The 26230-nt window shown below is 73.7% G+C and carries 20 protein-coding genes and 1 pseudogene; 10 read left to right on the top strand and 11 right to left on the bottom strand.

Features of this window, described 5'->3' with window-relative positions; genetic code table 11:
• The first annotated feature begins 66 nt into the window (after positions 1-66).
• Positions 67-1242 carry an enterochelin esterase gene (gene fes, locus A6A06_RS08395; protein WP_073760576.1) on the top strand — a complete coding sequence of 392 codons (1176 nt, stop codon included), beginning with the start codon at positions 67-69 and terminating at the stop codon, positions 1240-1242.
• A gap of 72 nt (positions 1243-1314) precedes the next feature.
• On the opposite strand, the gene A6A06_RS08390 is transcribed toward fes, so the two are convergent.
• Together A6A06_RS08390 and A6A06_RS40720 are read right to left on the bottom strand one after the other, a co-directional pair.
• Positions 1315-2757 carry a DHA2 family efflux MFS transporter permease subunit gene (locus A6A06_RS08390; protein ID WP_073760538.1) on the bottom strand — a complete coding sequence of 481 codons (1443 nt, stop codon included), beginning with the start codon at positions 2755-2757 and terminating at the stop codon, positions 1315-1317.
• A gap of 4 nt (positions 2758-2761) precedes the next feature.
• Positions 2762-10519 carry an amino acid adenylation domain-containing protein gene (locus tag A6A06_RS40720; RefSeq protein WP_079193883.1) on the bottom strand — a complete coding sequence of 2586 codons (7758 nt, stop codon included), beginning with the start codon at positions 10517-10519 and terminating at the stop codon, positions 2762-2764.
• A gap of 98 nt (positions 10520-10617) precedes the next feature.
• Here A6A06_RS40720 and A6A06_RS08375 point away from each other — a divergent pair, with 98 nt between their 5' ends.
• Positions 10618-11868: a M20 family metallopeptidase gene (locus A6A06_RS08375; protein WP_443333725.1), complete on the top strand. Its 1251-nt coding sequence runs from the start codon at positions 10618-10620 to the stop codon at positions 11866-11868.
• Between the two features lie 148 nt (positions 11869-12016).
• Here the strand turns inward: A6A06_RS08375 and A6A06_RS08370 are convergent, their stop codons facing one another.
• Entirely contained in the window at positions 12017-13015 is a 999-nt protein-coding gene (locus A6A06_RS08370) for an ABC transporter substrate-binding protein (RefSeq protein WP_073760537.1), read from the bottom strand.
• Positions 13016-13169: 154 nt separating this feature from the next.
• On the opposite strand from A6A06_RS08370, the gene A6A06_RS08365 reads away from it, so the two are divergent.
• Complete coding sequence (locus tag A6A06_RS08365) at positions 13170-13967, top strand: ABC transporter ATP-binding protein (protein WP_073760536.1); 798 nt, start codon at positions 13170-13172, stop codon at positions 13965-13967.
• Between the two features lie 224 nt (positions 13968-14191).
• Here the strand turns inward: A6A06_RS08365 and A6A06_RS08360 are convergent, their stop codons facing one another.
• Positions 14192-15451, bottom strand: coding sequence for a glycosyltransferase (locus A6A06_RS08360; RefSeq protein ID WP_073760535.1), 1260 nt, complete (start codon positions 15449-15451; stop codon positions 14192-14194).
• Positions 15452-15791: 340 nt separating this feature from the next.
• Between A6A06_RS08360 and A6A06_RS08355 the strand changes: the two genes are divergently transcribed.
• Positions 15792-16559, top strand: a complete 768-nt coding sequence (locus A6A06_RS08355) for a 2OG-Fe dioxygenase family protein (RefSeq protein WP_199930760.1) — start codon at positions 15792-15794, stop codon at positions 16557-16559.
• A gap of 8 nt (positions 16560-16567) precedes the next feature.
• Here the strand turns inward: A6A06_RS08355 and A6A06_RS08350 are convergent, their stop codons facing one another.
• Positions 16568-17746 carry a carboxylate-amine ligase gene (locus A6A06_RS08350; RefSeq protein WP_073760573.1) on the bottom strand — a complete coding sequence of 393 codons (1179 nt, stop codon included), beginning with the start codon at positions 17744-17746 and terminating at the stop codon, positions 16568-16570.
• A 133-nt stretch (positions 17747-17879) separates the two neighbouring features.
• Between A6A06_RS08350 and A6A06_RS08345 the strand changes: the two genes are divergently transcribed.
• Both A6A06_RS08345 and A6A06_RS43885 read left to right on the top strand, forming a co-directional pair.
• Positions 17880-18542, top strand: coding sequence for a HemK2/MTQ2 family protein methyltransferase (locus tag A6A06_RS08345; RefSeq protein WP_079193881.1), 663 nt, complete (start codon positions 17880-17882; stop codon positions 18540-18542).
• On the top strand, positions 18523-18975 hold the full coding sequence (locus A6A06_RS43885) for a CDGSH iron-sulfur domain-containing protein (protein WP_443333724.1): 453 nt from the start codon (positions 18523-18525) through the stop codon (positions 18973-18975). The genes A6A06_RS08345 and A6A06_RS43885 overlap by 20 nt, the downstream gene beginning before the upstream one ends.
• Here the strand turns inward: A6A06_RS43885 and A6A06_RS08335 are convergent.
• A complete protein-coding gene (locus A6A06_RS08335; protein WP_073760533.1) occupies positions 18955-19932 on the bottom strand; it encodes an iron-containing redox enzyme family protein in 978 nt (325 codons plus the stop codon). The two genes, A6A06_RS43885 and A6A06_RS08335, sit on opposite strands and share 21 nt — an antisense overlap.
• Positions 19933-20101: 169 nt before the next feature.
• Entirely contained in the window at positions 20102-21463 is a 1362-nt protein-coding gene (locus tag A6A06_RS08330) for an FUSC family protein (protein WP_073760532.1), read from the bottom strand.
• A 455-nt stretch (positions 21464-21918) separates the two neighbouring features.
• On the opposite strand from A6A06_RS08330, the gene A6A06_RS08325 reads away from it, so the two are divergent.
• Both A6A06_RS08325 and A6A06_RS08320 read left to right on the top strand, forming a co-directional pair.
• Entirely contained in the window at positions 21919-22161 is a 243-nt protein-coding gene (locus tag A6A06_RS08325) for a hypothetical protein (protein ID WP_199930759.1), read from the top strand.
• A gap of 148 nt (positions 22162-22309) precedes the next feature.
• Entirely contained in the window at positions 22310-22966 is a 657-nt protein-coding gene (locus A6A06_RS08320) for a hypothetical protein (protein ID WP_073760530.1), read from the top strand.
• 111 nt (positions 22967-23077) lie between these two features.
• Here the strand turns inward: A6A06_RS08320 and A6A06_RS08315 are convergent, their stop codons facing one another.
• Both A6A06_RS08315 and A6A06_RS43880 read right to left on the bottom strand, forming a co-directional pair.
• Positions 23078-24175 carry a cytochrome P450 gene (locus tag A6A06_RS08315; RefSeq protein WP_073760529.1) on the bottom strand — a complete coding sequence of 366 codons (1098 nt, stop codon included), beginning with the start codon at positions 24173-24175 and terminating at the stop codon, positions 23078-23080.
• Between the two features lie 49 nt (positions 24176-24224).
• A complete protein-coding gene (locus A6A06_RS43880; RefSeq protein WP_385238127.1) occupies positions 24225-24305 on the bottom strand; it encodes a tryptorubin family RiPP precursor in 81 nt (26 codons plus the stop codon).
• 457 nt (positions 24306-24762) lie between these two features.
• Here A6A06_RS43880 and A6A06_RS42610 point away from each other — a divergent pair, with 457 nt between their 5' ends.
• Positions 24763-25104, top strand: coding sequence for a hypothetical protein (locus A6A06_RS42610; RefSeq protein ID WP_242440644.1), 342 nt, complete (start codon positions 24763-24765; stop codon positions 25102-25104).
• Positions 25105-25176: 72 nt separating this feature from the next.
• On the opposite strand, the pseudogene A6A06_RS42605 reads toward A6A06_RS42610, so the two are convergent.
• Together A6A06_RS42605 and A6A06_RS08300 are read right to left on the bottom strand one after the other, a co-directional pair.
• A pseudogene (locus A6A06_RS42605) lies at positions 25177-25245 on the bottom strand (hypothetical protein); the annotation flags it as partial.
• 114 nt (positions 25246-25359) lie between these two features.
• The gene (locus tag A6A06_RS08300) at positions 25360-25959 is read right to left on the bottom strand and encodes a DUF2637 domain-containing protein (RefSeq protein WP_073760528.1); all 600 of its coding nucleotides are present in this window, start codon (positions 25957-25959) and stop codon (positions 25360-25362) included.
• Here A6A06_RS08300 and A6A06_RS08295 point away from each other — a divergent pair.
• On the top strand, positions 25951-26230 hold a 280-nt coding region (locus A6A06_RS08295; RefSeq protein WP_443333723.1), incomplete at its 3' end, for a hypothetical protein. The two genes, A6A06_RS08300 and A6A06_RS08295, sit on opposite strands and share 9 nt — an antisense overlap.

Below are 26230 nucleotides of genomic sequence, written 5' to 3'. Positions count from 1 at the left end.
ACCCCTGAGAGGAAGACGCAAGTGACCGCTGTCCGAAGCCCGCTGCTGCGCAGGCTCGCCGCCGACATGCGGGCCGGGCGCCCCGACGCCGAGGAGGAGTTCTGGCGCCGTGCCGCGGCGGCCGGGACGCCGCTCGTCGAACCGGACCCGGACGGCGATCCCGGGCACGCGCTGGTCACCTTCGTGTGGCGGGACGACCCCGCGTCCCCGGCCACGGACGTGCTGGCGCTCCTGCACACCGTCACCGACCGGGACCGGCACGCGGGCGATCTGACGCCGCACCTGATGACCCGCGTCGAGGGCACCGCGGTGTGGGCGCTCAGCCACCGGCTGCGGTCCGACCACCGCGCCTCGTACCAGTTTCGCCCCGGCAGCGGACCGCGCGAGGACCTTCTGCGTACGGACCGCAAGGCGTGGCTGAAGGTCCTGGACAGCGCCGTGCCCGACCCGTTGAACACCGCGCCCGTCCTGCCGTCGCGGGACGGCCGCAACCCGGCCTCCGTCCTGGAACTGCCCGGCGCTCCGGCGCAGCCGTGCACCGGGCGCAGGCCGGGCGCGGCACGCGGCACGTCCGTACGGACCGAGGTGGACGGCAGGCACGTCACGGTGCACCTGCCGCCCGGCCACCGTGACGGCGGCGGCCCGTACGCGGTCGCCGTGCTGCTGGACGGCGAGATGTGGGGGCCGGTCCTCGGCGCCGGTGACCTGCTGGACAATCTGCACGCCGATGCCGCTGTGCCGCCGACCGTCGCGCTGCTCGTGGACACGATGGGGCGGCGGATGGAGGACCTCAGCTGCAACGGTGAGTTCGTCGACTGGCTGGCGGACACGCTGCTGCCGTGGGCGGCCGACGCGTACGGAGCCGGCGCGCGCCCGGAGCGCACCGTCGTCGCCGGGCAGAGCGCGGGCGGCCTGACCGCGGCGTTCGCCGCGTTCCGGCGGCCGGACCGGTTCGGCCTGGCCCTGTCGCAGTCCGGCTCCTTCTGGTGGCCGGACGACGCGGAACGCGGCACCGAGTGGCTGACCCGCCAGTACGCCACCGCGGAACGCCGTCCGGTCCGGCTGCGGCTGGAGGTCGGTCTCCAGGAGTGGATGCTCCTCGCGGAGAACCGCCGCCTGCGCAACGTGCTGCGGGCCCGCGGCTACGACGTGGCGTACGAGGAGTTCAACGGCGGCCACGACTACGCGTGCTGGCGCGGCGGGCTCGCCGCCGGGCTGGGGGCGCTGCTGTCCGGCAGCTGACCCGCAGGCCATGGGCCGCGCCCCGGACCCATCCGCGGGTCCGGGGCGCGGTCGTTTCTCTCGCGACGGGGGTCAGCCCGCCGCCGGGGCCTGCGCCGCCTCCTCCCCCGCTTCCTCGTCGTCGAACGGCGGGGGCTGCGGCGGGTCCTTCGGCAGCCGCAGCGCGATCAGCGCGCCCACCGCGACCAGCGCGGCCGTCACCCACACCGCGACCCGGTACGGGCCCGGACCGGTGGCGCCGGTGCCGTGGCCGCCGATCACTCCCGCGCAGACGGCGATGCCGAGGGCGCCGCCCAGGGTGCGCACGATCTGGAAGAGGCCCATCGCGCGTCCCATGTCGGGCGGGGCGATGTCCTCGAACCCGGCGAGCTGGACGGTGAGCACGGCCGTGCCGAGCACCAGGCCGATGGCGAACATCAGGCCGCGTACGAGCCAGGCGCTGTCCGCGGCTCCCGGCACGGCGAGGGCCGCGAAGACCACCGCGGCAAGCAGCAGCGCGGGCACCGCGAGCCGCCGCGGGCCGATGCGCGGCAGCAGCCGGTCCACGACCTGGGAGGCGAGCATCAGGCCGACCGCTTCCGGGAAGACGCTCAGGCCCGCGTCCAGGGCCGAGGCGCCCAGTGCCGCCTGGTAGAGCAGCGGGAAGACGAACAGGACGCCCATCAGACCGGCGGCGGTGAGCACGGCGAGCGCGGAGGCCGTGCCGTACGCCCGGCCCGCCAGCAGCCGCAGTTTCAGCAACGGCTCCGGCGTGCGGAGCTGGTGGACGACGGCGGCGGTCAGCAGGGCCACGCCGAGCACGGCGCCGACCGCGACGGCGGGTTCCGTCCAGCCGTGGGAGGGGCCGAACCCGAGCGCGTACGTGAGCAGTCCGAGCCCCGGGGTGGCGAGCCAGAACCCGGCGCGGTCGAACGGTCCCGGTACGCCCTCGACGTGCTCGCGCAGTCCGACGACGCCGAGCAGGACGGCTGCGATGCCGATCGGCACGTTCACGAAGAACAGCCAGTGCCAGGACAGGTGCTGGGTCAGGAAGCCGCCCAGCGGCGGGCCCAGGGCGGGCATCAGGGCCGTCGGCACGATCAGGACCTTCGACAGCTTGGCCCGTTCGTGCGGCGCGAACGCGCGGAACAGCAGGGTCATGCCGACCGGGGTGAGCAGGCCGCCCGCCAGGCCCTGCACCGCCCGTGCCACGACCAGCGCGGGCAGGCCGGGGGCCAGGCCGCAGGCGGCCGAGGCGGCGGTGAAGACGGCGAGCGCGCCGAGGAAGACGCGTTTGGTGCCGAAGCGGTCGCCGAGCCAGCCGGCGGCCGGCAGGGCCAGTGCGAGGGCGACGAGGAAGGCGGTCTCGACGGTGTTGGCCGCGGAGACGGGCTGCCCGAAGTCGCCCGCGATGGTGAACAGGGCGGGGTTGACGATGGTCGAGTCGAGGCCGTTCATGCACATGGCGGCCGTGTAGACGAGGACGACGGCGGTCTTCGGGGACAGCCGGGGCCGGGTGGTCGGTGCGGTGGTCACCGGGTCACCCCTCCAGTTCGGTGAGGCGGTCGGCCACCACGCGGGCGATGTGCGCGATCGGCGCGGGCAGGGTCATGTCCTTGTGGGAGCACGCGATGTTCGTGTTGTCGATGCGGCCGGTGACGTAGGGGGTCCAGGTGTCGGGGGTGAGGGTGTCGTCGATGGTGTCCACGACGGCCCGGAAGAAGAGCACGTCGCCCCGGAAGACGCGGTGGTCGTAGGCCCGTACGAGGTCGTTGGTGTTGAGGTAGACGGTGCCGAGCGCCTTGATGGTGTCGGTGGACAGGGTGGACAGCGGGCTGCCCTCGCGTTGCAGGACCTCCACCACGTTGGCGGTGGTCAGCGGCTTGCCCTCCAGGCTGTCGGGTCCGTAGCCGCCCATGGTGAGCAGCGATTCGAGCGCTTCGGCCTCGTCGGGTACGGGCAGGCCGCGGAAGCCCTCGGCCGGGTAGGCGTCCAGGACCGCCAGCAGCTCGACCTCGTGTCCCTCGTCCTGGAGGTGGGTGGCCATGGCGTGCGCGATGATGCCGCCGGTGGACCAGCCGAGCAGCCGGTACGGGCCTTCGGGCTGCACCTCGCGGACGCGGGCGGCGTAGTGGGCGGCCAGTTCCTCCAGGGTGGCGGGCAGCGGCTCGTCCGCGGTGGCGGCGCCGACGCCCTGGGCCTGGAGGCCGTAGATCGCTACGTCGGCGGGCAGGTGGCGGATGAGTCCGGCGTAGCACCAGCTCAGGCCGCCTGCCGGGTGGACGCAGTGCACGGGGGTGCGCCCGCCCTCGGCGCTCGGGGCGATGGGGCGCAGCGGCAGCAGGACGTCGAGCGGGTCGTCGTGGCGTACGGCGTCCAGGGCGGCGTCGAGGGCCGCGACGGTCGGCGACTGGAAGACCGTACCGATGGACACCTCGGTGCCGAGGACGGCCTTGACGCGGCCGGCCAGCCGGACCGCGAGCAGCGAATGCCCGCCGAGGTCGAAGAAGTTGTCCTCGACGCCGACCCGGTCCAGGCCCAGTACCTCGGCGAAGACCGAGCAGAGCAGTTCCTCGCGGGGGGTGCGGGGCGGGCGGCCGGTGGCGGCCGGGCGGTCGGGCGCGGGCAGCGCCTTACGGTCCAGTTTGCCGTTGCCGGTCAGCGGCAGCCGGTCGAGCAGGACGACGGCGGACGGCACCATGTGGGCGGGCAGTTCCGCGGCGGCGTGGTCGCGGAGGGCGGCGGGGTCGGGGGCCGCGCCGGTGGCCGGTACGGCGTAGCCGACGAGCCGCTTGTCGCCGGGAGCGTCCTCGCGTACGACGACGGCCGTGTCCGCGACGGCGGGGTGTGCGGCCAGCACGGCCTCGATCTCGCCGAGTTCGATGCGGAAGCCGCGGAGCTTGACCTGCTGGTCGGCGCGGCCGAAGTACTCCAGGGCGCCGTCGGCGCGGCGCCGGGCGAGGTCGCCGGAGCGGTACATGCGGCTGCCGTGCCCGCCGAACAGGTCGGCGTACGGGTCGGCGACGAAGCGGGTGGCGGTCAGCTCCTCGCGCCCCAGGTAGCCGCGGGCCAGGCCCTCGCCCGCGACGTACATCTCACCGGTGACGCCCGGCGGTACCGGCTGGAGCCGGTCGTCGAGGACGTAGACGCGCAGGTCGGGGATGTTGACGCCGATGGTGCTGGAGGTGGCGCCGGAGGCGGTGGCGCGGTCGAGCGGGACGTACGAGACGTGCACGGTGGTCTCGGTGATGCCGTACATGTTGACCAGGACCGGCGCGTCGTCGGCGTGCCGCTCGTACCAGTCGCCGAGCCGTCCCAGCTCCAGCGCCTCGCCGCCGAACACCACGTACCGCAGGGCCAGTTCCGCCCCGTCGCTCTCGCGGTCGGCGGCGGCGAGCTGGTAGAAGGCCGACGGGGTCTGATTGAGGACGGTGACCTGCTCGGTGGCCAGCAGCCGCCGGAAGGCGTGCGGGTCGCGGCTGGTCAGGTGGGGTACGACGACGACCTTGCCGCCGTACAGCAGCGCGCCCCACAGCTCCCAGACGGAGAAGTCGAAGGCGTAGGAGTGGAAGAGCGTCCAGACGTCTTCGGGGCCGAAGCCGAACCAGTGATCGGTGGCGGTGAACAGGCGGGTCACGTTGTGGTGGGTGACGACGACGCCCTTGGGGCGGCCGGTGGAGCCCGAGGTGTAGATGACGTACGCGGCGTCGTCGGGGCGCAGCGGCCTGGTGCGGTCGGCCTGGGTCAGCGGTTCGGTGCCGTATCCGTCGGCCGCGCCGCCGTCCACGGTGATCAGCGGCAGGGTATGGGCCGGGAGCCGGGGCGCGGTCGCGGTGTCGGTGATCAGCGCGGCCGGGGCGGCGTCGCCGAGCATGTAGGCGAGGCGGTCGGCCGGGTAGCCGGGGTCGAGCGGCAGGTAGGCGGCTCCGGCGAGGGACACCGCGAGCAGGCCGGTGACCAGGTCGGCGGAGCGCGGCAGCGCGAGCGCCACGATGGCGCCGGGGCCGATGCCGCGGGCGGCGAGCAGCCGGGCCAGGCGGTGGGCGCGGGCGGAGAGTTCCGCGTAGGTGAGGGACTGGCCTTCGCAGCTGACGGCCGTGCGGCCGGGGTGGCTGCGGGCGGCGGCCTCGTAGACGTCGGCGAGCGTCGTGGCGGGGCGGACGGTGCGGGGCCCGGCGGGGGTGTTCCACTCGACGAGGGCGCGGTGGCGCTCCTCGGCGCCGAGCAGCGGCAGCAGGCCGAGCGGGGTGTCCGGGCTGTCGGCGGCCGCGGTGAGCAGCCGGGCCAGCCGGTCGGCGAGGCCCTGTACGGTCGCGCGGTCGAACAGGTCGGTACGGAACTCGAAGAAGCCGCCGATGCCGCCGCCGGGCTGCTCGCCCGCGTTGAGCGTGAGGTCGAACTTGGCCGTACCGGACGGCACGGCCGTCATCCGGGCGGTGGCCTGCGGACCCAGCGCGAACGCGGCGTCGGGCAGGGACTGCCAGGCCAGCATCGTCTGGAACAGGGGGTGCCGGGCCAGCGAACGCCGCGGGTTCAGTGCCTCGACGAGGTGGTCGAAGGGCAGCGTGTCGTGCTCGTACGCGGCGAGGGTGGCGGACCGTACCCGCTCCAGGAGCGTGCGGAACGCGGGGTCGCCGGAGGTGTCGGTGCGCAGCACGACGGTGTTGGTGAAGAAGCCGACGAGGGCGGCGGTGGTGTCGTCGGCGCGGCCGGCGACGGGGGTGCCGAGGGGGATGTCGGTGCCGCAGCCGTGCCGGGTCAGGAGGGCGGCGAGGCCGGCCTGCACCGTCATGAAGACGCTGGTGCCGGTGGACCGGGCGAGGCGCTGGAGCGCGGTGTGCGCTGCCGCGTCGAGGGTGAAGGGGACGGTGTCACCGGCGTGCGAGGCGACCGCCGGGCGCGGCCGGTCGGTGGGCAGGTCGAGCGTGTCGGGCAGACCGGCGAGGGCCTGCTTCCAGTGCGCGAGCTGGGCGGCGGCGAGCGGGGTGGGCTCGGCGGGCGTGCCGAGCAGCTGCTGCTGGCGGGCGGCGTGGTCGGCGTACTGGAGGGGCAGCGGAGCGAACTCCGGTTTCCGGCCCGCGCGTCTCGCGGTGTAGGCCGTGGCGAGGTCGCGGGCCAGGGGCGTGGTGGAGGCGCCGTCACCGGCTATGTGGTGCAGCAGCAGGAGCAGGGTGTGACGGTCGGGGCCTTCGCTGAACAGGGTGGCGCGCAGCGGGGGTTCGGCGGCCAGGTCGAAGCAGTGGCGTACGGCCTCGGTGAGGTCGTCGCCGGGCCCGGCGACGTGCACGCCCGGCCGCGACATCGGGTCATCCGCGGACAGTATCCGCTGGTAGGGCTGCTCTTCCCCGCCGTTGTCAGTGGTCGGATATACCGTTCTGAGTGTCTCGTGGCGAGCGGTCAAGTCGCGCAGGGCGAGCTGGAGCGCGCCACGGTCGACGGGTCCGTCGATGCGCAGCACGAGCGGGATGTTGTAGGTGGGGCTGGGACCTTCGAGCCGGTGGAGGAACCAGAGCCGCTTCTGGGCGGGCGAGAGGGGGAGGTGTCCGGTGCGGGGTACGGGGGACGCGGGCAGGGACGCGGACGGCTCCGCGGTGCCGTCCGCCGGGTCGGCGGAGTGGACGAGCGCGGCGAGCGCGGCCGCGGTGGGGTTGCGGAAGACGTCCGCGGTGCTCATGGGCGCCTGGAAGATCTCCCGAATACGGGCGGCCAGGCGGGCCGCCAGCAGCGAGTGACCACCCAGGTCGAAGAACCCGGCGTCCGCCGGGGGGCTCGTGTCCAGTGAGAGGAGATCGGCCAGCAGACCGCGGATGATGTCGGTGTGGGGGTTGCCGGTGAGGGCGGGGGCCGGGTCGGCGGGGGCGGTGTCGGGGGTGCTGCCGCTGCCGAGGCCGAGGCGGAGGCTGGTGTCGCTGCCGAGGTTGGTGCCGGGGCCGGTGCCGTCGGGGCTGCCGTTGCCGGGGCCGGGGACGCCCGGTTCGGGGTCCGGCAGGGCGCGGTGGTCCAGCTTGTCGTTGGCGGTGCGCGGCAGTTCGGCGAGCAGCGTCACCGTGGCCGGGACCATGTGCGCGGGAAGCGCCGCGGCGAGGTGCGCCCGGAGGGCGGCGGGGGTGGGGACGGGGGTGGGCGGGGTGGGGGTGGGGGCCCCGGGGGAAGCGGAGGACGGAACGTCGCCGGTCCCCGCGCCAACGGTCCCCGCGCCCACGGCCCCCGCGCCATCGTCCTCCGTGCCACCACCCCCGGTCCGCGGCACCGCGTACGCCAGTAGCCGCTTGCCCTGTGGGGTGTCGCGGGCGATCACCGCGGCGTGGGCGACGGACGGGTGCTGGGCCAGGGTCGCCTGGATCTCGCCGAGTTCGATGCGGAAGCCGCGGATCTTGACCTGGTCGTCGCTGCGCCCCAGGAACTCGACCGTGCCGTCCGCCCGGCGCCGTACGAGGTCCCCGGTGCGGTACATGCGGCTGCCGGGCGCGCCGTGCAGGGCGCCGTACGGGTCCGCGATGAAGCGTTCGGCGCTCAGGTCGGGCCGCCCGAGGTAGCCGCGGGCCAGGCAGGCGCCCGCCACGTACAGTTCCCCGGCCACGCCGTTGGGCGCGGGTCTCAGGCAGTGGTCGAGGACGTAGGCGCGGGAGCCCCGCACGGGCCGCCCCATGGGGGACGCGGTGTTGCCCGCGTCGGTCGCGCTGGCCGCGCCGGTCGTGCCGCTCGTGCCGCTCGTGCCGCCCGCGCCGGTCGCGCTGCCCGCGTCGCTCGTGCCGCTCGTGTTGCTCGTATCGCTCGTGGCGCGGTCCGCCGCGGGTGCCGTCCAGTAGTACGCGTCGACGGTCGTTTCCGTCGGCCCGTAGAGGTTGACCGCGTGCAGCCCGTCGGTCGTGGTCAGCCGTTCCCACAGCGGTACGGGTACGGCCTCGCCGCCGACGACGACCACGGCCGGGTGGTGCCGGCCGTCGTCCAGCAGCCCTTCTGCGAGCAGGGCTTCGGCGTAGGACGGGGTGACGTCGAGGTAGTCGATGCGGTGCTCGTCCACGTAGCGGGCGAGGGCGGCGGGGTCGCGGTACGACGCGTCGTCGAGGAGGTGCAGTTCGTGCCCGTGCACCATCCACAGCACCGGGTCCCAGGACGCGTCGAACGCGAACGACGCACTGTGCGCGACCCGCAGCCGTTGCCGGCCGGTGCGGGCGACGGCGGGGGCGATGTGGTCGCTGCCGTGCCCGGCGTACAGGTTGGCGAGCGAGGCGTGGGTGACGACGACGCCTTTGGGGCGCCCGGTGGAGCCGGAGGTGTGGATGACGTAGGCGGCGTGGCCGGGCGCGGGCGGAGCCGCGGGCGCCCCGGCGGGCTGTGCGGCGAGTGCTTCGGCGGTGGCGGTGTCGTCCAGCGCCACGGCGGGCAGGCCGTGCGGCGGGAGCGCGGCCAGCGTTCCGGTCGTACCGACGACGCATACGGGACGGGCGTCTTCGAGGACCGCCAGTGTCCTGGCCGCCGGGTGGCCGAGGTCGAGGGGCTGGCAGACGGCGCCCGCCTTGAGGACCGCGAGCAGCGACACCATCATGTCGGTGCCGCGCGGCAGCGCGAGGGCGACGGGGCGCTCCGGGCCCGCGCCCAGGCCGGCCAGCAGGTGGGCCAGCCGGTCGGCGGCGGCGTCGAGTTCCGCGAAGGTCAGTGCGGTGCTGCCGGTGCGGACGGCCACGGCGTGCGGGGTGCGGGCGGCCTGTTCGCCGAAGTACGCGGGCAGGGTGCGGGCGGCGGGCGGTTCGTCGCGCCCGGTGGTGGCCCGGCGTACGTCGGCGGCGTCCAGCAGGTCGATGGTGCCGACGGGGCGGTGCGGGTCGGTCAGCAGCAGCTCGGCGAGCCCGTCGAGGTAGTGCAGGAACGATTCCTGGTGCCCGGCGAGTTCGGCCTCGGCGTACCGTCCGGTGTGGGCGTCGAGGCTGATGCGCAGCCCGCCGTCCGCGGCGGGCGAGGCGGTGACGGCGAGGTCCTCGACGGGGCCTGCGGCGAGGTTGTGGACCGTACCGGTCAGGCCCGCGAAGTCGAGGCCGCCGTCGAACGGCTTGATGTTGACCATGGGACCGGTCAGCGGCGTACCGGCCGAGGAGAGCGCGAGGTCGCGGCGGATGTCGGCCTGCGGGTAGCGCTGGTGGCGGCGTACCGCACGCATTTCGAGGACGACGCGGCGCAGCAGACCGGCGCCGGTGTCCTGGGGGCGTACGGCGATGCGCAGGGGCAGGACGTTGACGGTCATGGCCGGGGTGCGCAGAGCGGCGGGGCCGCGCCGGTTGGTCAGCGGCAGGCCGAGCACCACGTCCTCGGCGCCGGTGACGCGGTGCAGGTGGCCGGCGGTCGCGGCGATGACGAGTTCCGCCCAGGTCGCCTTGACCGCTTCGGCGGCCCGGGTGAGCCGGTCCAGTGCTTCGGCGGGCAGGTCGGTACGGGTGCGGAGCACGTCGTCGGCGGCGATGGCGTCGGCGAGCGAGGCGGCCGACGGGGCCGAGGAGTCCGAGGCGGCCGAGGTACGGGGTGCTGCGGCCCCGGCGGCTCCGGCGGCCCCCACGGTCCCAGCAGACCCGGCATCCCCCACAGCCCCGCTCGCAAGCGTCACCGGCTCCGGCCGTCCCGCCATCCGGCCGGCCCAGAACTCCCGGTCGGCCGTGTACTGCTCGCCCTCCAGGTACCGCGTCTCGTCCTCGACCAGGTCGCGCAGCGGCGCGAACCGGGTGGCCGTGGGCTCCTGCCCGGTGGCGAAGGCGGTGTAGAGCTCGGCGACGCGGCTCCCGACGAGTTGCAGGGCGTACGCGTCGACCGCGATGTGGTGCACCCGCTGGTACCACCAGTACCGGTCGTCGGCGAGGCGCAAGAGGGCCTCGGTCGTGAGCTGTCCGGCCTGGCCCAGGTCGGCGGCCCTGGTGAGGTCGGCGTGTATCCAGTCGCGCGCCGCCTCCTCAGCGGGCCGGTCGGCGTCGCGCAGGTCGATGCGGTGCAGGAGGCGTTCCGCGTCCGGCGGTATGACGCGCTGCTGCGGAAAGCCGTCCGTCTCGCTCACACACACGCCGAGCGTCTCGGCCTCGGTGACCGTGCACAGCAGGGCACGCTCGAACAGCGCCTCGTCCAGGACGCCCTGGATCTCGACGACGTCCGCCGTGTTGAGTGCCGGGCTCTTGGGGTCCAGTTGACTTGCGTAAAGGATGCCGGACTGCGAGGTGAGCAGGGCGAAATCGGCGGGCTCCGCGGGCCGTGGCGAAGGGGCGCTGGGGCGCGACAGTGCCGCGGGGGCTGCCTGGTCGACCGGACGCTGATGCATGTGTGTGACAACTCCCAGGGAGAAAACCGACCTTCGCGGGCGGGCCGGCAGCCCGCGCACAAACTTAGGGAAGCCTAAGTTATTTTTACTCTTCTGCGGTGCCGAGGGCCGCCCCCGGCACCGCCACCGAGCCCGAAGAGGAGACGATGACGCCCGCACCAAGCTCCACCCCCGGCGCCACCCCCGGCCCCACCCCCGGTCCCGCCCCGCTCGACGCCGTCAAGGACGCCATACGGCAGCACATCACGGGCAAAATCGCCGCCCTGACCGACCTCAGCCACCGCATCCACAGCCATCCGGAGACAGCCTTTACCGAGCACCGGGCCGCCGCCTGGTGCGCCGGACTGCTGCGCGAGCACGGCTTCGAGGTGACCGCGCCCGCCCACGGCCTGGACACCGCGTTCGTGGCGACCGCCGGGTCAGGGCCGGTCACGGTGGCCATCGCCTGCGAGTACGACGCCCTGCCGGACCTCGGTCACGCCTGCGGCCACAACCTGATCGCCGCGGCCGGCGTCGGTGCGGCGCTGGGTCTGGCTCCGTACGCGGCGGAACTGGGCCTGACCGTGCGGGTCGTGGGCACGCCGGCCGAGGAACGCGGCGCGGGCAAGGCGCTGCTGCTGGAGGCCGGCGCGTTCGACGGGGTGGACGCGGCGATGATGGTGCACCCCTGCCCGTTCGAGGTGTCCGACTTCCGGTCCTTCGCGCTCGGCACCCTGTCCGTCACGTACACCGGCCGTACCGCCCATCCCAGCCTCAACCCGCACGAGGCCCGCAACGCGGCCGACGCGCTGACCGTCGCCCAGGTCGCCCTGGGCCTGCTGCGCCAGCAACTGCCGCCGCAGTGGCGGGTGCACGGCGTCACGACATCGGCGGGTTCCGCGCCGAACGCGATACCCGACCGCGCGACGGCCGAGTACGAGATCCGGGCGCTGGCCGCCGAGGACCTGCGCGAGCTGCGGGAGCGCGTCGAGGCGTGCTTCCGGGCCGGTGCGCTGGCGACCGGCTGCGAGGTGACCCTGGAGCGCCCGGAGCCCGACTACCTGGACTTCCGCGGCGACCCCGGGCTGATCGCCCTGTGGGAGGCCAACGCGCGCGCCCTGGGCAGGCCGGAGCCGGTGGAGCGCGGGCCCTTCGCCTGTACGGACATGGGCAACGTGTCCCACGTGGTGCCCGCCATCCATCCCGTGCTGGACATCAGCGGGGGCGCCTGCGGGCCGCACGAGCCGGAGTTCGCCGAGGCCGCGGTGTCACCGGCGGCCGGACAGGCCCTGTTCGACGGCGCGGTGGGCCTGGCCTGGACGGCCGCGGACTTCGCGTACGCCAGGAACGGCGGCGCGCCCCGGACGTGAGCGGGCACCGGCGGCGCCCCGGGTCTCCCGGAGGCGCCGCCGGCGCCACGACGGCCGCACGGGTCGCCGTACGAGTCGCCGTACGAGTCGCGATACCACCCGGCCGTACGATCAGCCCCGTACGATCAGCGCCGTACGGCCGCCCGGCTCAGGCCCCGGACAGTGCCTTGCTGATGTCGCTCATGACGACATCGCTGGCCAGCGGGCCGCCGCGGGTGGACCAGACGGAGCCGTTGACCGTCACCACGTGGCCCTTCTTCACCGCGCCCAGCTCCTTGTAGGCGGGCTTGGTCTGCACGTCCTTGAGGGCCTTCTCGCCGTCGGCGGTCAGGGTGGACAGGAACAGCCAGTCGCCGTCGATCTCGTTGATCTTTTCGAGGCTGAGTGACGGGGCGTGCGCGTTGCCGTCCTTGTTCTGGTTGGCGGGCCGCTGGAGGCCCATCTCCAGGGCGACGCCGCTGGCGAACTGCTTCTTCTCCATCCAGCTCGGCCCGTCCGGGTTCCAGCGCACGATGGAGACGGCGGCGCCCTTGCCCGCGCCCAGCTTCTCGCCCGCCTTCTTGGCGGCGGCCTCGTGGTCGGCGATGACCTTGTTGGCGTCGCCGAGCTTGTTGACGGCGTTGCCGATGCCCCGGAACGACATCTTCCAGTCGTCGGTGGGCGCCATGGTGACCAGGGTGGCGGGGGTGATCTCGCGCAGCTGCTTGAGCACCTGCTCGTCCTGCATGTCACCGGCGAGGATCAGGTCCGGCCTGGCCGCGACCACCTTGTCCATGACGGGCTTGAGCAGGCCGCCGACGATGTCGATGCCCTTGACCTTGCCGGCCAGGTAGGCCGGCGGCTCGTCCAGGCCCTGCCCGTTGGTGATGCCGACCGGCTTGATCTTCAGCGCGAGGACCGCGTCCAGGTCCTCCTGGGTGAGCGTGACGATGCGCTGCGGGTTCGCGGGCACCTCGACGACCTTGCCGGTGGCGTCCTTGACCGTACGGGTACCGGAGGCCGCCGCGTCCTTGCCGTCGCCCTTCGCCCGGTCCGCGCCGGAGTCCGAGCCGCAGCCCGTGAGCAGCAGCGCCGCGGCACCGAGGGCGGCGACGGCCGATGCGGTACGGCGTCGGGCGGTGAGAAGCGGGCGGCGGGACACGGTCATCGGGAACTCCGGGTTCAATGGGGCATGACGTGACGAGGCGTGCGCACGGCTGCCGCGGCAGCCGCACTTCCGCCGATTGGCGTTAAGGTTAGCCTTACCTTATGACAAATAGGCAAGAGGTGTGACCTCTCGCCCCGGGGAAAGGCCGGCTTCAGTGGAACTCCGCGTCGAGCAGCTCACCGCCGGATACGCCGGACACCCGGTCGTCGACCAGGTCGATCTGACGGTCGGTTCGGGTCAGGTGGTGGCGGTGGTCGGGCCCAACGGCTGCGGCAAGTCCACTCTGCTGCGCTGCATGGCCCGGCTGCACGAGCCCGCGTCCGGCCGGGTGTTCGCGGGCGACGCCGACGTCTGGCGGCTCAAGCAGCGGGAGGCGGCCCACCGCATCGCGCTGCTCCCCCAGTCCCCGCAGGCACCCGAGGCGGTCACGGTGGCGGGCCTCGTACGGTACGGACGCCACCCGCACCAGGGCCTGTTCCGCCAGTGGTCCCACGAGGACGAACGGGCCGTGACGCGCGCCCTGGAGGCGACCGGCACCACCGGCCTGGCCGGCCGCCGCCTCGACCAGCTCTCCGGCGGCCAGCGCCAGCGCTGCTGGCTGGCCATGGCACTCGCCCAGGAAACGCCCGTCGTCCTGCTCGACGAACCGACCAGCGCCCTCGACATCGGCCACGCCGTGGAGGTGCTGGACCTGGTCCGTGAGGTCGCGGCGGCCGGGCGGACCATCGTCATGGTCGTCCACGACCTCGCGGCGGCGGCCCGCTACGCCGACACGGTCGTCGCCATGCGGGCGGGCCGGGTGGTCGCCGCGGGCCCGCCGCGCAAGATCATCGACGCGGCGCTCGTGAAGGAGCTGTACGGCGTCGAGGCGGAGATCCTCGCCGCGCCCTCCGACGGCGCTCCGGTGGTCGTCCCGACGGCCCGCACGGCGGCGGAACCCGTCCGGTCCTGACGGCGCCCGACGCCCGGCCGGGCCGTCGCGCGTACGGCGGGAACGGTTCACGTCCCTCGGCCGGGCTCGTCATACGTACGGCGGGAACGGCCCGCGCCCCACGTACGGCGGCGGGAACGGCCCGCGCCCGCCCCGTCACACACACGCGCCCACCCCGTCGCACAGCAGAGGGACGGCGGCCCGCCCCGTGACGGGCCGCCGTCGTCCCCCTGCCGGTGAACGTCTCAGGCCACCAGCTTCTCCAGGTCGTCCACGACCTGCCCGACGTCCGGCAGGGCGAGGCTGGCCAGCTGTGCCTTCCGTACCCGGGCGGCGATGCCGCGGTCGTCCAGGATCTCCTGGCAGACGGCGGCCACGGCCTCGGGCGAGGTGTCGGTCAGATGCCGGCCCAGGCCCAGCTCCTGCACCCGCTCGGCGTTGGGCGGCTGGTCTCCGAAGTTCGGCAGCACCGCCATCGGCGTACCCGTGCGCAGCGCTTCCCTGATGCTGTTGTACCCGCCGTGGGTGAGGAACAGGTCGGCGCACTCCAGCAGCAGCGGCTGTGCGAGGCGGTCCGTGAGGTGGACGTGCGGGGCGGGTTCCGCGCCGGCCGGTTCGATGCCGCCGGTGGCCACCACGGCCGTGCAGTCCAGCCGGTTCAGGCCCGCGATGATGATTCCCAGCTGCTCGGCCGGGTCGGTCATCCCGACCGGCAGCGGGGCACCCTCGGGCAGCACCTCGCGGAACATCGGCAGCGCGGTGCCCACCGCGGCGAACACCAGCGGCCGGTCGGTGGGCAGTTCGGCGACCCAGCCGGGCAGCCCGGCGGTGCGGTCCACCACGGTGGTCTGGCGGTAGGCCAGGACCTTCGCCGGGAACCGGGCGAAGGAGTACGCGGCGGGCAGGTAGTCGAAGCGGCCGTGCGGGTAGAGCGAGCCGGGCGACTCCTGGACGGGCAGCCCCAGCTGCTCGCGCAGCCGGTTCAGCGCGGGCAGCAGGAGCGCCGGGTCGAGGACGTTGACCGTGCCCGCGGGGATGGGCAGCTGGGGTACGCCGAGCTGCTCGGCGAGCAGGCACGCGGCGACGTCCATGCCGTCCCGGATGATGGCGTCCGGGCGTACGGTACGGGCCAGTTCGGCCAGTACGCGGTGGCTCTCGATGGCCATGTCGCCGGTGAGCCGCTCTATCAGTACCCGCAGGTGCTGCTCCTGACCCGACTCCTCGCCCTGGCTCTGGTCCGACTCCTGGCCCGACTCCTCGCCCTGGCCCTGGGCCGCTCCGGCGTCCGTGCCCGTCGCGTCACCGGTGTCCTCCTGCTGGTCCGTCCCGAAGTCGAGCCGCGGCAGGCACGGCTCCACCGTGACGGCGTCGGCGGCGAATACGGACGCCACGTCGGTCGTCGTGGCCACGGTGACGTCGTGGCCGGCCCCGGCCAGCGCACGGGCCAGGGGCAGCAGAGCTCTGCCGTGCGACGGTGAGCCGGTCGCGGTGCACAGGACGCGCATGGTTCCTCTTCTCAGGGCGGGGGGGGAGGCGTGTGATCACCGTAGAAAGCGCCGAAATGGCATGTCAAAGCAGGCTGACGACTTACGGCGACATTGAGTCATCAGGCATGGAAGGGCCGTCGGGCGGGCAGTGCCCGGCCCCGGAGCCACCGCGACGGCCCCGTGCCGCGGACCGGGTGCGCGCAAGATGCGATCAGCGTCCGTCCCCCACACGATGGGACCACGCGTGCGCCACGGCGCACGCCCGGTAAAACCTGGCAGAACCCGGCAGAAACCGACAGAACCCGGCAGAGCCGGGCAAGGACACGGCAGGCCCCCGGCAGGAAGGCGGACATCCGACGTGGAGCACATCGACGACCGCTCGGCACCGTCCGGCACCGGTGGCGCGGCCGGGGCCGATTCCCCGGTCGAGGCCGCCCGCTCGTGCCTGACCCGCTCCTCCGTCTGCCTGATGTCCCCGGCCTCGGTCCGGGAGCAGATGGGCGCGGACGACCAGTCGTGGGCGCGCTTCGCCGCACACTGGGACGAGCTGGGCGAGGACCGGTACGCGGCCGAGCAGGGCACCCGCAGGCTGCGCCGTTACGGCCGGTTCTCCCTCACCCCGGCCACCGGGGAACTCGTCCAGCTGCCCCACACGCCGTTCGTGCAGCCGAAGGACACCAACCCGCTGTACGAGACGATGGACCGCGACTTCGAGCCGCTGACCGGCACGTTCGTCTCCGACCCGCTGCTGCGCCCGCTGTTCGCCCTGCTGGGGCGGGCGGCGGCCGCCCTGGACGACGCCGGGCAGTGGATCGTCAAGGTGCACCCCTTCCGGGTCGTCGCGACGGCCGACGACAAGGGGGACCCGACTCCGGAGGGCCGTCACAAGGACGGCGTCACCCTGGTGTCCTCCCTGCTCGTCAACCGCGAGAACGCCAGCGGCGGCCAGAGCAGCGTCTACACCCACGACGGGCGGGAACTGCTGTCCACCACCCTGCACCGGCCGGGCAGCCTGCTGCTGTCGGACGACCGGGACTCGCTGCACTGCGTCTCCCCGATCCGCCCCATGGACCTCTCACGGCCCGCATACCGCGACGTGCTGGTGACCACGCTCACCGCCGCGTGACGGCAGGCTCACCGCCGCGTGACGGCAGCCACCGGGCGCTCCGGTGCGCCGGCGGTCAGGTCCGCGAGGTCGTCCACGATGTCGCTCAGCCGTGATCGCCGGTTCCACGAGGCACGCTGGCGCTGGGCGCCGCTCCCGCGTTCCGCGAGGCGGCGCAGGAACGCCGTGACGGTGTCCAGGTCGCCGTACTCCTCCAGCTCCGGCCGTACGTGGCCCACCAGCCGGTCCGCCTGGACGCGGGACGGGAGCACCTCACCGCTCAGCGCGTCCACACCGTCGCCCGGCCAGCCGTCGCGCGCCGCGCGCCAATAGGCCGCCCGGACGAGCTCGCCGCACACCCGCGGGCCCCGGTCGCCGTCCCGCACCAGCTCGACCGACCGCGCCACCAGCGCCCTGACCAGCACCGCGAGGGCCACGGTGTCCTCGACATCGGCGGGTACGTCCATGACGCGGATCTCCAGGGTGGGATGGCGCGGGTTGGGCCGTACGTCCCAGAACGGCACATCGGCGTCGAGCATCGCCTCGGAGGCGTGCAGGGCCCGGGTGAGCTGCCGGTAGTCGTCGAGGGAGGTGACGTACGGCTGCGGACCGAGCGCCGGAAAACGGCCCCGGACGATGGTGCGCCAGCTCGCGTACCCCGTGTCACGGGCGTCCGCGAACGGGGAGTTGGCGCTCATCGCCAGCAGCAGGGGCAGCCAGGGCCGCAGGTGGTTGCCGACCAGCACGCCCAGGCGGCGGTCCGGCATGTGTACGTGGACGTGCAGGGCGCAGATGGCGTAGTCGTCGAGCATGACGCCGAACTGGTCCACTCCGGCCCGGTAGCGCGGGTGGTCCCCCAGCGTCGCAGGTCCCTGCGCGCCGAGTACGGGCGTCCCGGACGCGCAGATCCGTACGCCCTCCGCGGCCGCGGCACCGGCGACGGCCGCCCGTACCGCGCCCAGTTCGCGGCGCAGCTCGTCGGCGCCCGCGCACGGCGGTGTCTTCACCTCGGCCTGGCACGAGTCGAACTCTCCGGAGACAAGGTCACCGACTGTCCGTGCGGCCCGGGCGACGACGCGGCTGCCCGCCGGTACGAGGGCACCGCCGCCGGGGCGGACGAGGAAGAACTCCTCCTCCACGCCGAGGGTGGGCGCCTGCCCGGGGCCCGCCGGGGGTGGCGGCGGTCCGGAGCGCTGCGGACTGCTCACGTCCCCAGCTTCGGCCACCGGGATGGTCCTGTCGCGGCGCGTGGTGCGGACGAGACCGCCGTGCACTGCGCTGAAGGGCGAACCGCTTCCGTCCGTCGTGCAATGAATGATGCTTCCGGGGTACCCGTGGCGCGTGTTCTTCATCAACCCCCCCGGCGTGTACGCGCCGCAGGAAGACACCGGGATGCTGGCCGCGGCCCTCCGCCGGGAGAGCCTGCGGCCCGGCGCTGAGGTGCTGGACGTGGGCGCGGGCAGCGGGGCCCTGGCGGTCGCCGCGGCCCGGCACGGCGCCGGACGGGTCACCGCGACGGACGCCGCGTTCGCCGCCGTGCTCACCACCCTGCTCAACGCCTGGTTCGCCGGGCACGGGAACCGGGTACGCGCGCACCGGGGCGACCTGCTGCACCCCGTGGCCGGGCGTCACTTCGACCTGGTCATGGCGAATCCGCCGTACGTGCCCAGCGCGGCGCCCGTGCTGCCGCGGCGCGGCCGGGCGCGGGCGTGGGACGCCGGACCGGACGGCCGGGCCGTACTGGACCGGCTGTGCGCGCAGGTGCCCGCGCTGCTCGCCCCGTACGGTGTGCTGCTGCTCGTCCATTCGCAGATCTGCGACCCCGCCCGGACCGTGGGACTCCTGGCGGAGGCCGGGCTGGAGACCTCGGTCACCGACCGCAGGTTCATCCCTTTCGGGCCCGTGATGCGGGGGCGTGCCGCGTGGCTTGAGGCCCAGGGGCTGATCGTCCCCGGCCAGGACAAGGAGGAGTTGGTGGTGGTCCGTGCCCAGCGCGCCGCGTGAGCAGGAACCCGTACCCGGGAGCGAGGGGACCGGCGATACCGGAGAGGCCGAAGAGATCGGAGAGGCCGGAGAGGCCGAAGAGACCGAAGAGACCGGACGCGACGGGGCCGGGCACAGGGAGGCCCGCCGGGTCGTCCGGGACCCCGGAGGGCCGGTGCTCGTCGAAGGCCCCGTCGAGGTGGAGTTGGACGACGGGACGACGGCCCGTTCGGACCGCCCGTTCGTGGCGCTGTGCATGTGCCGCCGCAGCCGGACCTTCCCCTGGTGCGACACCAGCCACCGCGGCCGCAAGCGCTCCCCGGCCGCACGCACGGCCACGGCAGCCACGGCCGCCACAGGAACAACGGCAGCCACGGCCTCGCAACGGTGCGAACCCGCGCAGCGGTACGACCCCTCACAGCAGGGCGAACCCTCACAGCGGGGCGAACAGTGAGGACTCGTCCGCCTGCCAGGCGCTGAGCAGGTGCGCGCCCAGCCGGTCCTCCAGCAGACCAGTGGCCGCGATGCCGAACGCGACGTCCGGCGCGAGCGCGGGCTCCTCCCGCAGCAGCCCCTTCACGACCTGGTGGCGCACCACCTGTTCGTGCGCGGCGTCCGCCTCGACGTGCTCGGCGTAGAAGTGCACGGCCGCCGGGCCGGCCCCCAGCCGCTCCAGCGCCTGCGCGAGGCGGCGCGAGCCGGGGGACGAGGTGACCTCGACCCAGGCGAAGTGGCCGACCAGCGCGCCCCGGTGGGCGCGGTGCAGCCCGAAGAGCGACATCAGGTTGTTGACGGCCAGCATCTGCCGTGGACAGGCGCCCAGGTAGTGGCCGTACGCGCTGTCCAGGCCGAGGTCGGCCATCAGGTCGGCGTAGAGCCGCGCGTGCACCCGCTCCGCGCGGCCGGCCCCGAACTCGTCGTACTCCACCGCCATCATCCCGGCCTTGGCCTGACCCCACAGGCGCGGCACCACCCACAGGTGCGGGTCGGCCTCCTTGAGGTGGTACAGGGACCGCTGGGCGACGTACTCCCGCATCTGCCAGTGCTCGCCCCTGTCGCGCAGGAAGTGCGAGACGCCGCCGCCGTCCGCCGGCTCCACCAGCAGGCCGTCGAGCAGCGTGTCCACGTCCTCCGATGCGGGGGCGTCGGCGCGCAGCGCGACGAGGAAGGCATGCTCCAGGGCGGCTCGGAAGCGCAGCAGTTCCGGGTCCCACTCCCAGGTGTCGGGTACGGCGTCGAAGCCGCGGTAGTGCAGTTCGTAGCAGAGGGCCAGGGCGAGTTGCAGATCATCGCCGTACGGGTCCGACGCCGCCGCCGTACGGCTGTCCGGCAGGTGTGCGGTGCCGGGCGACTGCTCCAGCGCGGAGACGACCGCCGCTGACAGGTCTCCGCGCGCCGGGGGGCGTTTCACGTCGCGGTCTTCCCTTCACCCGTACGAGGGCACGGTGTGCCGTGTGGCTGACGGGTGCCCCTGGCGATCCCGGAGAAACGCGGTGGCCTGCCCTTATGCGGACGGGGCGGTGGTCGGCGGGCGTCCGGGGGGGGGGAGATCCGGGGGGGGAGAGATGGGAGGACGGGGGTCAGCGGGCGTCCGGGGGCCGAGCGGGGGCGTCGGCGGGCCCGGCGGAGCGGCCCTGAAGCCGTGGCTTCACCGGTTTCACCGGCTTGCCCTGCCGGTTCTGCCGGTCCTGCCGGTCCTGCCGCATCGGCTTGCCCTCCCGGCCCTGCCTCATCGGCCTGCCCTGGCCGCCCGGCTTCCCGGCGGCCGCGCGTTCCGGGGCGTCCGGCTCCGCGAACTCCGTCAGTTCGTGCAGCAGCTGCTTCATCTCCACGAGCAGTTCGCCGCTCGCCGCGGCCGCCGGCGGGTCGCGCTGTTCCCGGAAGTCGTCCGCGAGCCCGTCGTACAGCTCCTGGGCCCGCTCACGGGCCTTGCGGTAACGCTCCCCCGCTTCCGCCCGCTCGCTGTCCGCGATCAGGTCCGCCTCGGCCTGGCACAGCGTCGCCGCCTCGTCCGCAAGGTCGGCGTACCGCCGCAGGAACGCGACGCCGGGCGCGGTCAGCCGGGCCTTCTCCCCGGCGGTACCGGCCAGCGTGCGGGTGATGGCCGCCAGGTGGGCGGCGGCCCGTTCCCATACGGCGTCCGCCTTCTCGGGCGGTGGCGGGGGCGGCCCGGTACGGCGCAGCCGGAAGCCGGGGTTGAAACGGGAGCTCTCGGCGTTCCACTCCCGGGCACTGGCCAGGGCCCGCAGCACCTGGCTGAGGCGGCGCGCGCGGTCGTGCCAGCCGGCCGCGTCCGTGGCGCTCCACTCCTCGCCGCGCAGGCCCTCGGCCATCGTCTGCAGCAGCTCGGCGCTCTCCCGGGGCAGCCGGCGGAGCTGGTCGTGCACGTTGCGCAGGTGCACCGGCGGGAGGACCAGCGCGTTGACGGCGATGCCGATGGCCGCCCCGATCATGGTCTCGACGAGCCGGTGCCTGACCTCGGTGAGCGAGTAGGCGCCGTAGGTGATGACGAACAGGGCGGTGGTCGCGCCGTAGATGCCCTGGGCACCGAGTCTGCGGTGGGTGCCGACCAGCGTCATCACCGGCAGCACGATCAGCATGGCACCCAGCTTGCTGCCGTCGGTCACGGCCATCGCCGCGGAGGCCAGCAGGGCGCCGAGCACGATCACCACGAGCTGCTGGAGCCCGGACCGCAGCGAGCGGTAGACGGTGGCGTCGACCAGCGCCAGCGCGGTCCAGGGGGCCATCAGGGCCAGCGGCGCGTTCAGCCACCAGCCCGTCAGCGCCCAGGCCATGACCGCGGCGCCGGCCGCCTTCAGCGACTGGACCACGGTGTCCCGCTCCGGCCCGGACTGCCGCACCGCGTCCCGCACCGTGCGGCCGACCGCGGTCAGTTCCCACCACAGCCACCGCCACCCGGCCGTGCCCCTCGCCTCCGCCAACTCCGCCTCCCGGCTCACTCCTGCGCGGTCGGGTCCGCCGCGGTCACCGGTGGCCCGGCGCGCTGGGTACCCATGATCGTCCTGGCTAGTCGCGGCGGTCCCCCGGCCGCGGCCACCTGACAGGGGCGTACGGTCCTGAGCCGGCCGGCGCGGGCGTACGGGCCGGAGCCGGGCGACGCAGGTGTACGGGCAGGGCGGCACGGGCGTACGAGCAGGGCGACGCAGGCGTACGGACCGCGCCGCGCGAGCGTAAGAACCGGCACCCGCGCTGCCTTCGAACACGCCTGCCGCCTCTTCGGCCACCCGGGTGATCCCGGGCCCCCATAGGGGTGGTCGCGCGGACCACGGCGCTTCGTAACAGCGCGTGCCCGCCTTGACTTGAGTGCGCGCCTCGCTCGCGTCGCGTTCCGCTCTTCCGTCCTCCGCCCCCGATCCCCGTGGAAGTCCTCATCCTGATGCGTATCCGTTCCGCAGTCGTCACAGTGCTCGCCGCGGCCGGCGCGGCCGCCCTGGCCCCGCAGCCCGCCGCCGCGGACCCGGCGTCGAGTCCGGCGGTCTCCTCCCTCACCGAGTCCGAGGTCGTCGGGCTCCTGCGTATTCCGCTGAGCGAGTCCAACGTCAAGGCGGTCCTCGGCATCGTCGAGACGACCGCCCGGCCGCTCAACATGGAGAAGGGCGCCTCGCTCACCGGGAAGTGACGCCCGCAGGACCGACACCCATGGGGCGCACACACGTACGAGCCATCACGCGCGTGTGCGCCCCCGTCTGCGCCTGCCCGCCCCCTCGCCCCGGCGGGACCGTGGAGTACGAGACCGGTCCCCCCGGACCTTCGACGAGGAGAGCGATGTGATTCACATCAGCGAGACGCTCATGCTGCAGACGGTCGAGGAGTTCCTCACCGCGGAGGAGATCTCCCGACTGGTCAAGATCATGGACAGTGAGACGGCCGGCTGGCGGCCCCGCCACCAGGCCGAGGTCCTCACGGCCCCGGTGACCGCCCAGAACGTCCTGGCCGACGCCACGCAGCGGGCGCTGCCCGCGATCCGGCGCAGCATGCCGTCCATCGCCGGGGCCGGCCCCTGGGGCTACACCGAACTCGCCGTGGGCCAGGGCGTACCCACCCACCTCGACGGCATCAGCAGCCCGCGGACACCGCCCCGGCGCATCGGCCGGATCGGGGTGACGATCGCGGACGCGGCGGAAGGCGGCCGGTTCTACATCGAGACGACGTCGGACTCCGCCCCCTGGACCGACACGATGCTGGGCGCGGCCGACGGGTACGAACCGGGCACACCGCTGAGCCACAGCCTGCCGCACGGCGCCGCGGTGCACGAGGAGACACCGCAGTGGCTGAGCGCGCCGCGCAAGAGCCGGTGGCTGACCGACGCCGGACCGGGTGTGGCCGTCGCCTACGGGGCGCAGGTCATCCACGGCGTCACGCCGGTGCTCCGCGGCCGGGTACGCAAGTTCGTCACCGATCTCGTGGACACGGCGACGGCCTGACGGCACCCTCCGGATGCGTGCCCGGCCCCACCGGGGCCGGGTGGGCCGGGCACCGCGCTGTCGCCGGACTCCGCGCTGTCCGCAACCGGCACCGCGCTGTCCGCCGTCGGCTCAGCGCCGTACCACCCGCACCCGCGACACTCCGAGCAGACCGGCCAGCGGCACCTCCGCCGACGTCTGCTCCGGGCTCACCGCGAGCCCCTGCTCCCGCACCATGTCCAGCAACCGTTCGGCCAGCGGCATGACCATGTGGCGCCCCCAGCACCGCTCGTTGGCGTGCCCGAAGGGCAGGTAGCCGGGCTGGTTCTCGGGGTCCAGCGTCTCCCAGCGCTCGGGGCGGAACTCGTCCGGCGCGTCCCACAGGGCCGGATCGCGGTGGCTGAGCAGCGGGAGCAACAGCACGTCGTCGGTGGCGCCGATCCGGTCGTCGAGGGCCGCGAACTCCGGCGACGCCACCCGCAGCAGGTTCCAGGACGGCGGCAGCAACCGCATGGCCTCGTACAGGATGTGGCGGTTCGGTACGCCGTCGTCGAAGGGCGAGCCGAGCCAGAGCGCGTTGGCGACGAGCGTGGAGACGGTGAAGCACACCGGTGCCGCGGCCCGCCGGTACAGGCCCATGGCGTAACGGCGGTCGCCGTAGCCCGCGGCGGCTGCGGTGAGCCCGGCCAGGCGGGAGACCGGCGCACCGGCCCCGGGGCACCCGGGCAGTGCGGCTCCCGCCGCGATCACCGTCCAGGTCAGTTTGGGTGTCCATTCCAGCTTGCGGTCCACCAGCACCTGGAGCCGGAAAGGGTCGGAGCCGAATACCAGGTCGCGCAAATACAGGTGCCCCGCCCGCGGCCATTCCCCGGAGAGGTCGACCGCTTTTCCACCGGGCTTTTCCGGTCCCGCTCCTGCTACTGCTCCTTCTCCGTCTCCCTCTCCATCGCCTTCCAATGCCGCACGGACGTCCTGGGAAACGGCTCGCATGACGGCGGAGGATTCCGGTCGGCTGACCGCCCTCCCCTGCAGGGGTTTGAAGGTCGGCCGTTCGGCCGCGTTGGCCGGTCTGCTGCGCAGCACGGCCTCGATCAGGGCGGATCCGGCGACGCCGACGGTGTCGGCCTCCAGCCGGAAGACGTCCGCACCGCGGTGTTCGCTCAACAGCCGGGCGAGCCGCGGTGTGAAGACCGTGACCCGGTCGCTCCGGTCCGTGCCGTACGTACGCATCGGCGGCCTCCGAGAGCCTGGATGGGGAAACTTCCGGGTCACGTGCCGATCAGTACCAGATGTACCAGGCGTACGCCTTCAGGCTCTTCTCGGCCTTGAACTTCTTCTTGAGAGAGTTGACGAGCTTCATGGCAGCACCTCCGAGGGACGGCGAACTGACTGAACTGCGCTCCGAATTCGGTGGGCCGGAACAGCAACAATCCATCGCTGCCGCAGAATCCGGCTTTCCGCTTGGAGTCACGGGAAAGTGAAGCGGAGCACGAAAGGCGCGTCAATGTGGTGTGGATCACCGTAAAATCCCGGTATTACGGGTTTCGTTCGCTCTGGTGACCGGACGGCCCATGGGTGTCCCCGGCCCCGGACGCCGCACGCGCGGACCGCCGTGAGAAATCGACACCACACGCACCGCTGACGGCAGGAATCGTCCAACGCGCCGCTCCGGCTGGAGCCTTCCGACGTCCACGCCCCACGCTGACTCGCGGCCGGTCCCGACGTCCTCACCCAGAGGCCGGGACGCGTACCGATCCCGCCGCCCTCACCCACCCAGAGGCCGGGACCGCGTACCGACAACCGTGGAGGGGATCCTGATGACTGCTGAGCGTGTGCTTCCGCCACCGGGCACGGCGCACCGCCGACGCCGGCCGGCCCTCGCCGCCCTGCTGCTCGGTGAGGCGATGAACCTGCTGGACGCAACGATCGTGCAGGTCACCGCCCCGGCGATGCACGCCGATCTGGGCGGATCGGCGTCCGACATCCAGTGGTTCACGACGGCCTACCCCCTGCCGTTCGCCGTGCTACTGATCACCGGCGGCCGCCGGCGGGCCAGGGCGTGCGGGCAGGTCCTGGGCCGAGCCCACGGTGGCGGTGAGCCGGACGAGCCACTGCGTCCGGCCTGCCTGTCGGGGGTCCGGAAGCCCTACGACACGTAACGACTCCTCCGTACGCAGCCGCTGGTAGCGGCGGGCGACGGTCTGGGGCGAGACGTCGAGGGTTGCTGCGATCCGGCTGAACGGCGCGCGCCCGTCGATGTGCAGCGCATGAATCACGGCACGGTCCAGCTCGTCGAGCATGTGCCCACCCTCCGGTGGCGGCCTGGCCGTGCCGGGCGGCACGTCGACCCAGGTCGCCGTCGTCTCGCAGGGTTGACTACCGCGCCCCCGTCCGACGCCGGGTCCGGGGCCGCCTCATCCGCCGGAGCGGTGGCGGTGCTGGCCCCGGCTGCTCTGCGCGTGCCGGGCAGCGGGCTGGGGGGCGGTGGCGTGGTCGAGCTGCCGTACGAACTGATGGAAGCAGAGCAGAACGGTCAGCGGCGGGAGCCCCGCCACGGCGATGCCCGCCGGGGAGGGATGCACACGGGCGATGCACAGCAGCGTGGCCACGGCGGCGAAGAAGATCACGACGGCCCAGGAGTGCAGCGTACGGCGCCGGTGGACGCGGGCCCGCAGGATCGACAGGGTGGCCACGACCCAGGGCCCGTAGATCAGCAGCGGCCACAGCGCCGCTACGTCCGACGGGGCCACGCCGGCCGCAATCGCGCGCAGCGACGGGTAGGACGCCACCGCGCCCAGCGCGGCGACGGCGACCGCGATGGCCGCCGTCATCAGCACGGACGTCGCACTCAGCAGCCGCTTCCAGGACCAGCCGTCGGGCTCGGCGCCGGAGTCCGCGCAGGCGTCGGCGGCCCGCGGAGCACGGTCCCCGGACCCGGCGGAACAGAACGCCGGCTCGTCCGAACGAAAGCCGTCCCCGGAGCCATGGAAAACAGCTTCACCCGGGTGGAACACAAGCCCGTCCCGCTGAAACCCGGTGCCGCCACGATGGAACCCCGCACCATCCCGGTGGAGTTCCGCACCACCCCGATCGAACCCCACACCACCCCGATCGCCCCCCGCCGCCCCGTCACGATCGAACCCCACACCATCCCGATCAAACCCCACCCCATCAGCCAGGAATCCGGCATCACCAGGATGAAAGGCATCCTCAGCAGGCGGAAACACCACCCCGCCGACCGAAAACGCACCCTCCCCAACCGGGAACACCCCCTCGTACACCCCG

Source organism: Streptomyces sp. CB02923, assembly GCF_001905005.1.
Taxonomy (GTDB): domain Bacteria; phylum Actinomycetota; class Actinomycetes; order Streptomycetales; family Streptomycetaceae; genus Streptomyces.
This window is presented reverse-complemented; position numbering and strand designations above follow the sequence as displayed.

Excerpts from the sequence above, each read along its gene's own strand:
- fes (WP_073760576.1), top strand. The coding sequence starts at position 67 with ATGCGGGCCGGGCGCCCCGACGCCGAGGAGGAGTTCTGGCGCCGTGCC.
- A6A06_RS40720 (WP_079193883.1), bottom strand. The coding sequence starts at position 10,519 with ATGCATCAGCGTCCGGTCGACCAGGCAGCCCCCGCGGCACTGTCGCGC.
- A6A06_RS08370 (WP_073760537.1), bottom strand. The coding sequence starts at position 13,015 with ATGACCGTGTCCCGCCGCCCGCTTCTCACCGCCCGACGCCGTACCGCA.
- A6A06_RS08360 (WP_073760535.1), bottom strand. The coding sequence starts at position 15,451 with ATGCGCGTCCTGTGCACCGCGACCGGCTCACCGTCGCACGGCAGAGCT.
- A6A06_RS08325 (WP_199930759.1), top strand. The coding sequence starts at position 21,919 with ATGCGTATCCGTTCCGCAGTCGTCACAGTGCTCGCCGCGGCCGGCGCG.
- A6A06_RS08315 (WP_073760529.1), bottom strand. The coding sequence starts at position 24,175 with ATGCGTACGTACGGCACGGACCGGAGCGACCGGGTCACGGTCTTCACA.
- A6A06_RS43880 (WP_385238127.1), bottom strand. The coding sequence starts at position 24,305 with ATGAAGCTCGTCAACTCTCTCAAGAAGAAGTTCAAGGCCGAGAAGAGC.
- A6A06_RS42610 (WP_242440644.1), top strand. The coding sequence starts at position 24,763 with ATGACTGCTGAGCGTGTGCTTCCGCCACCGGGCACGGCGCACCGCCGA.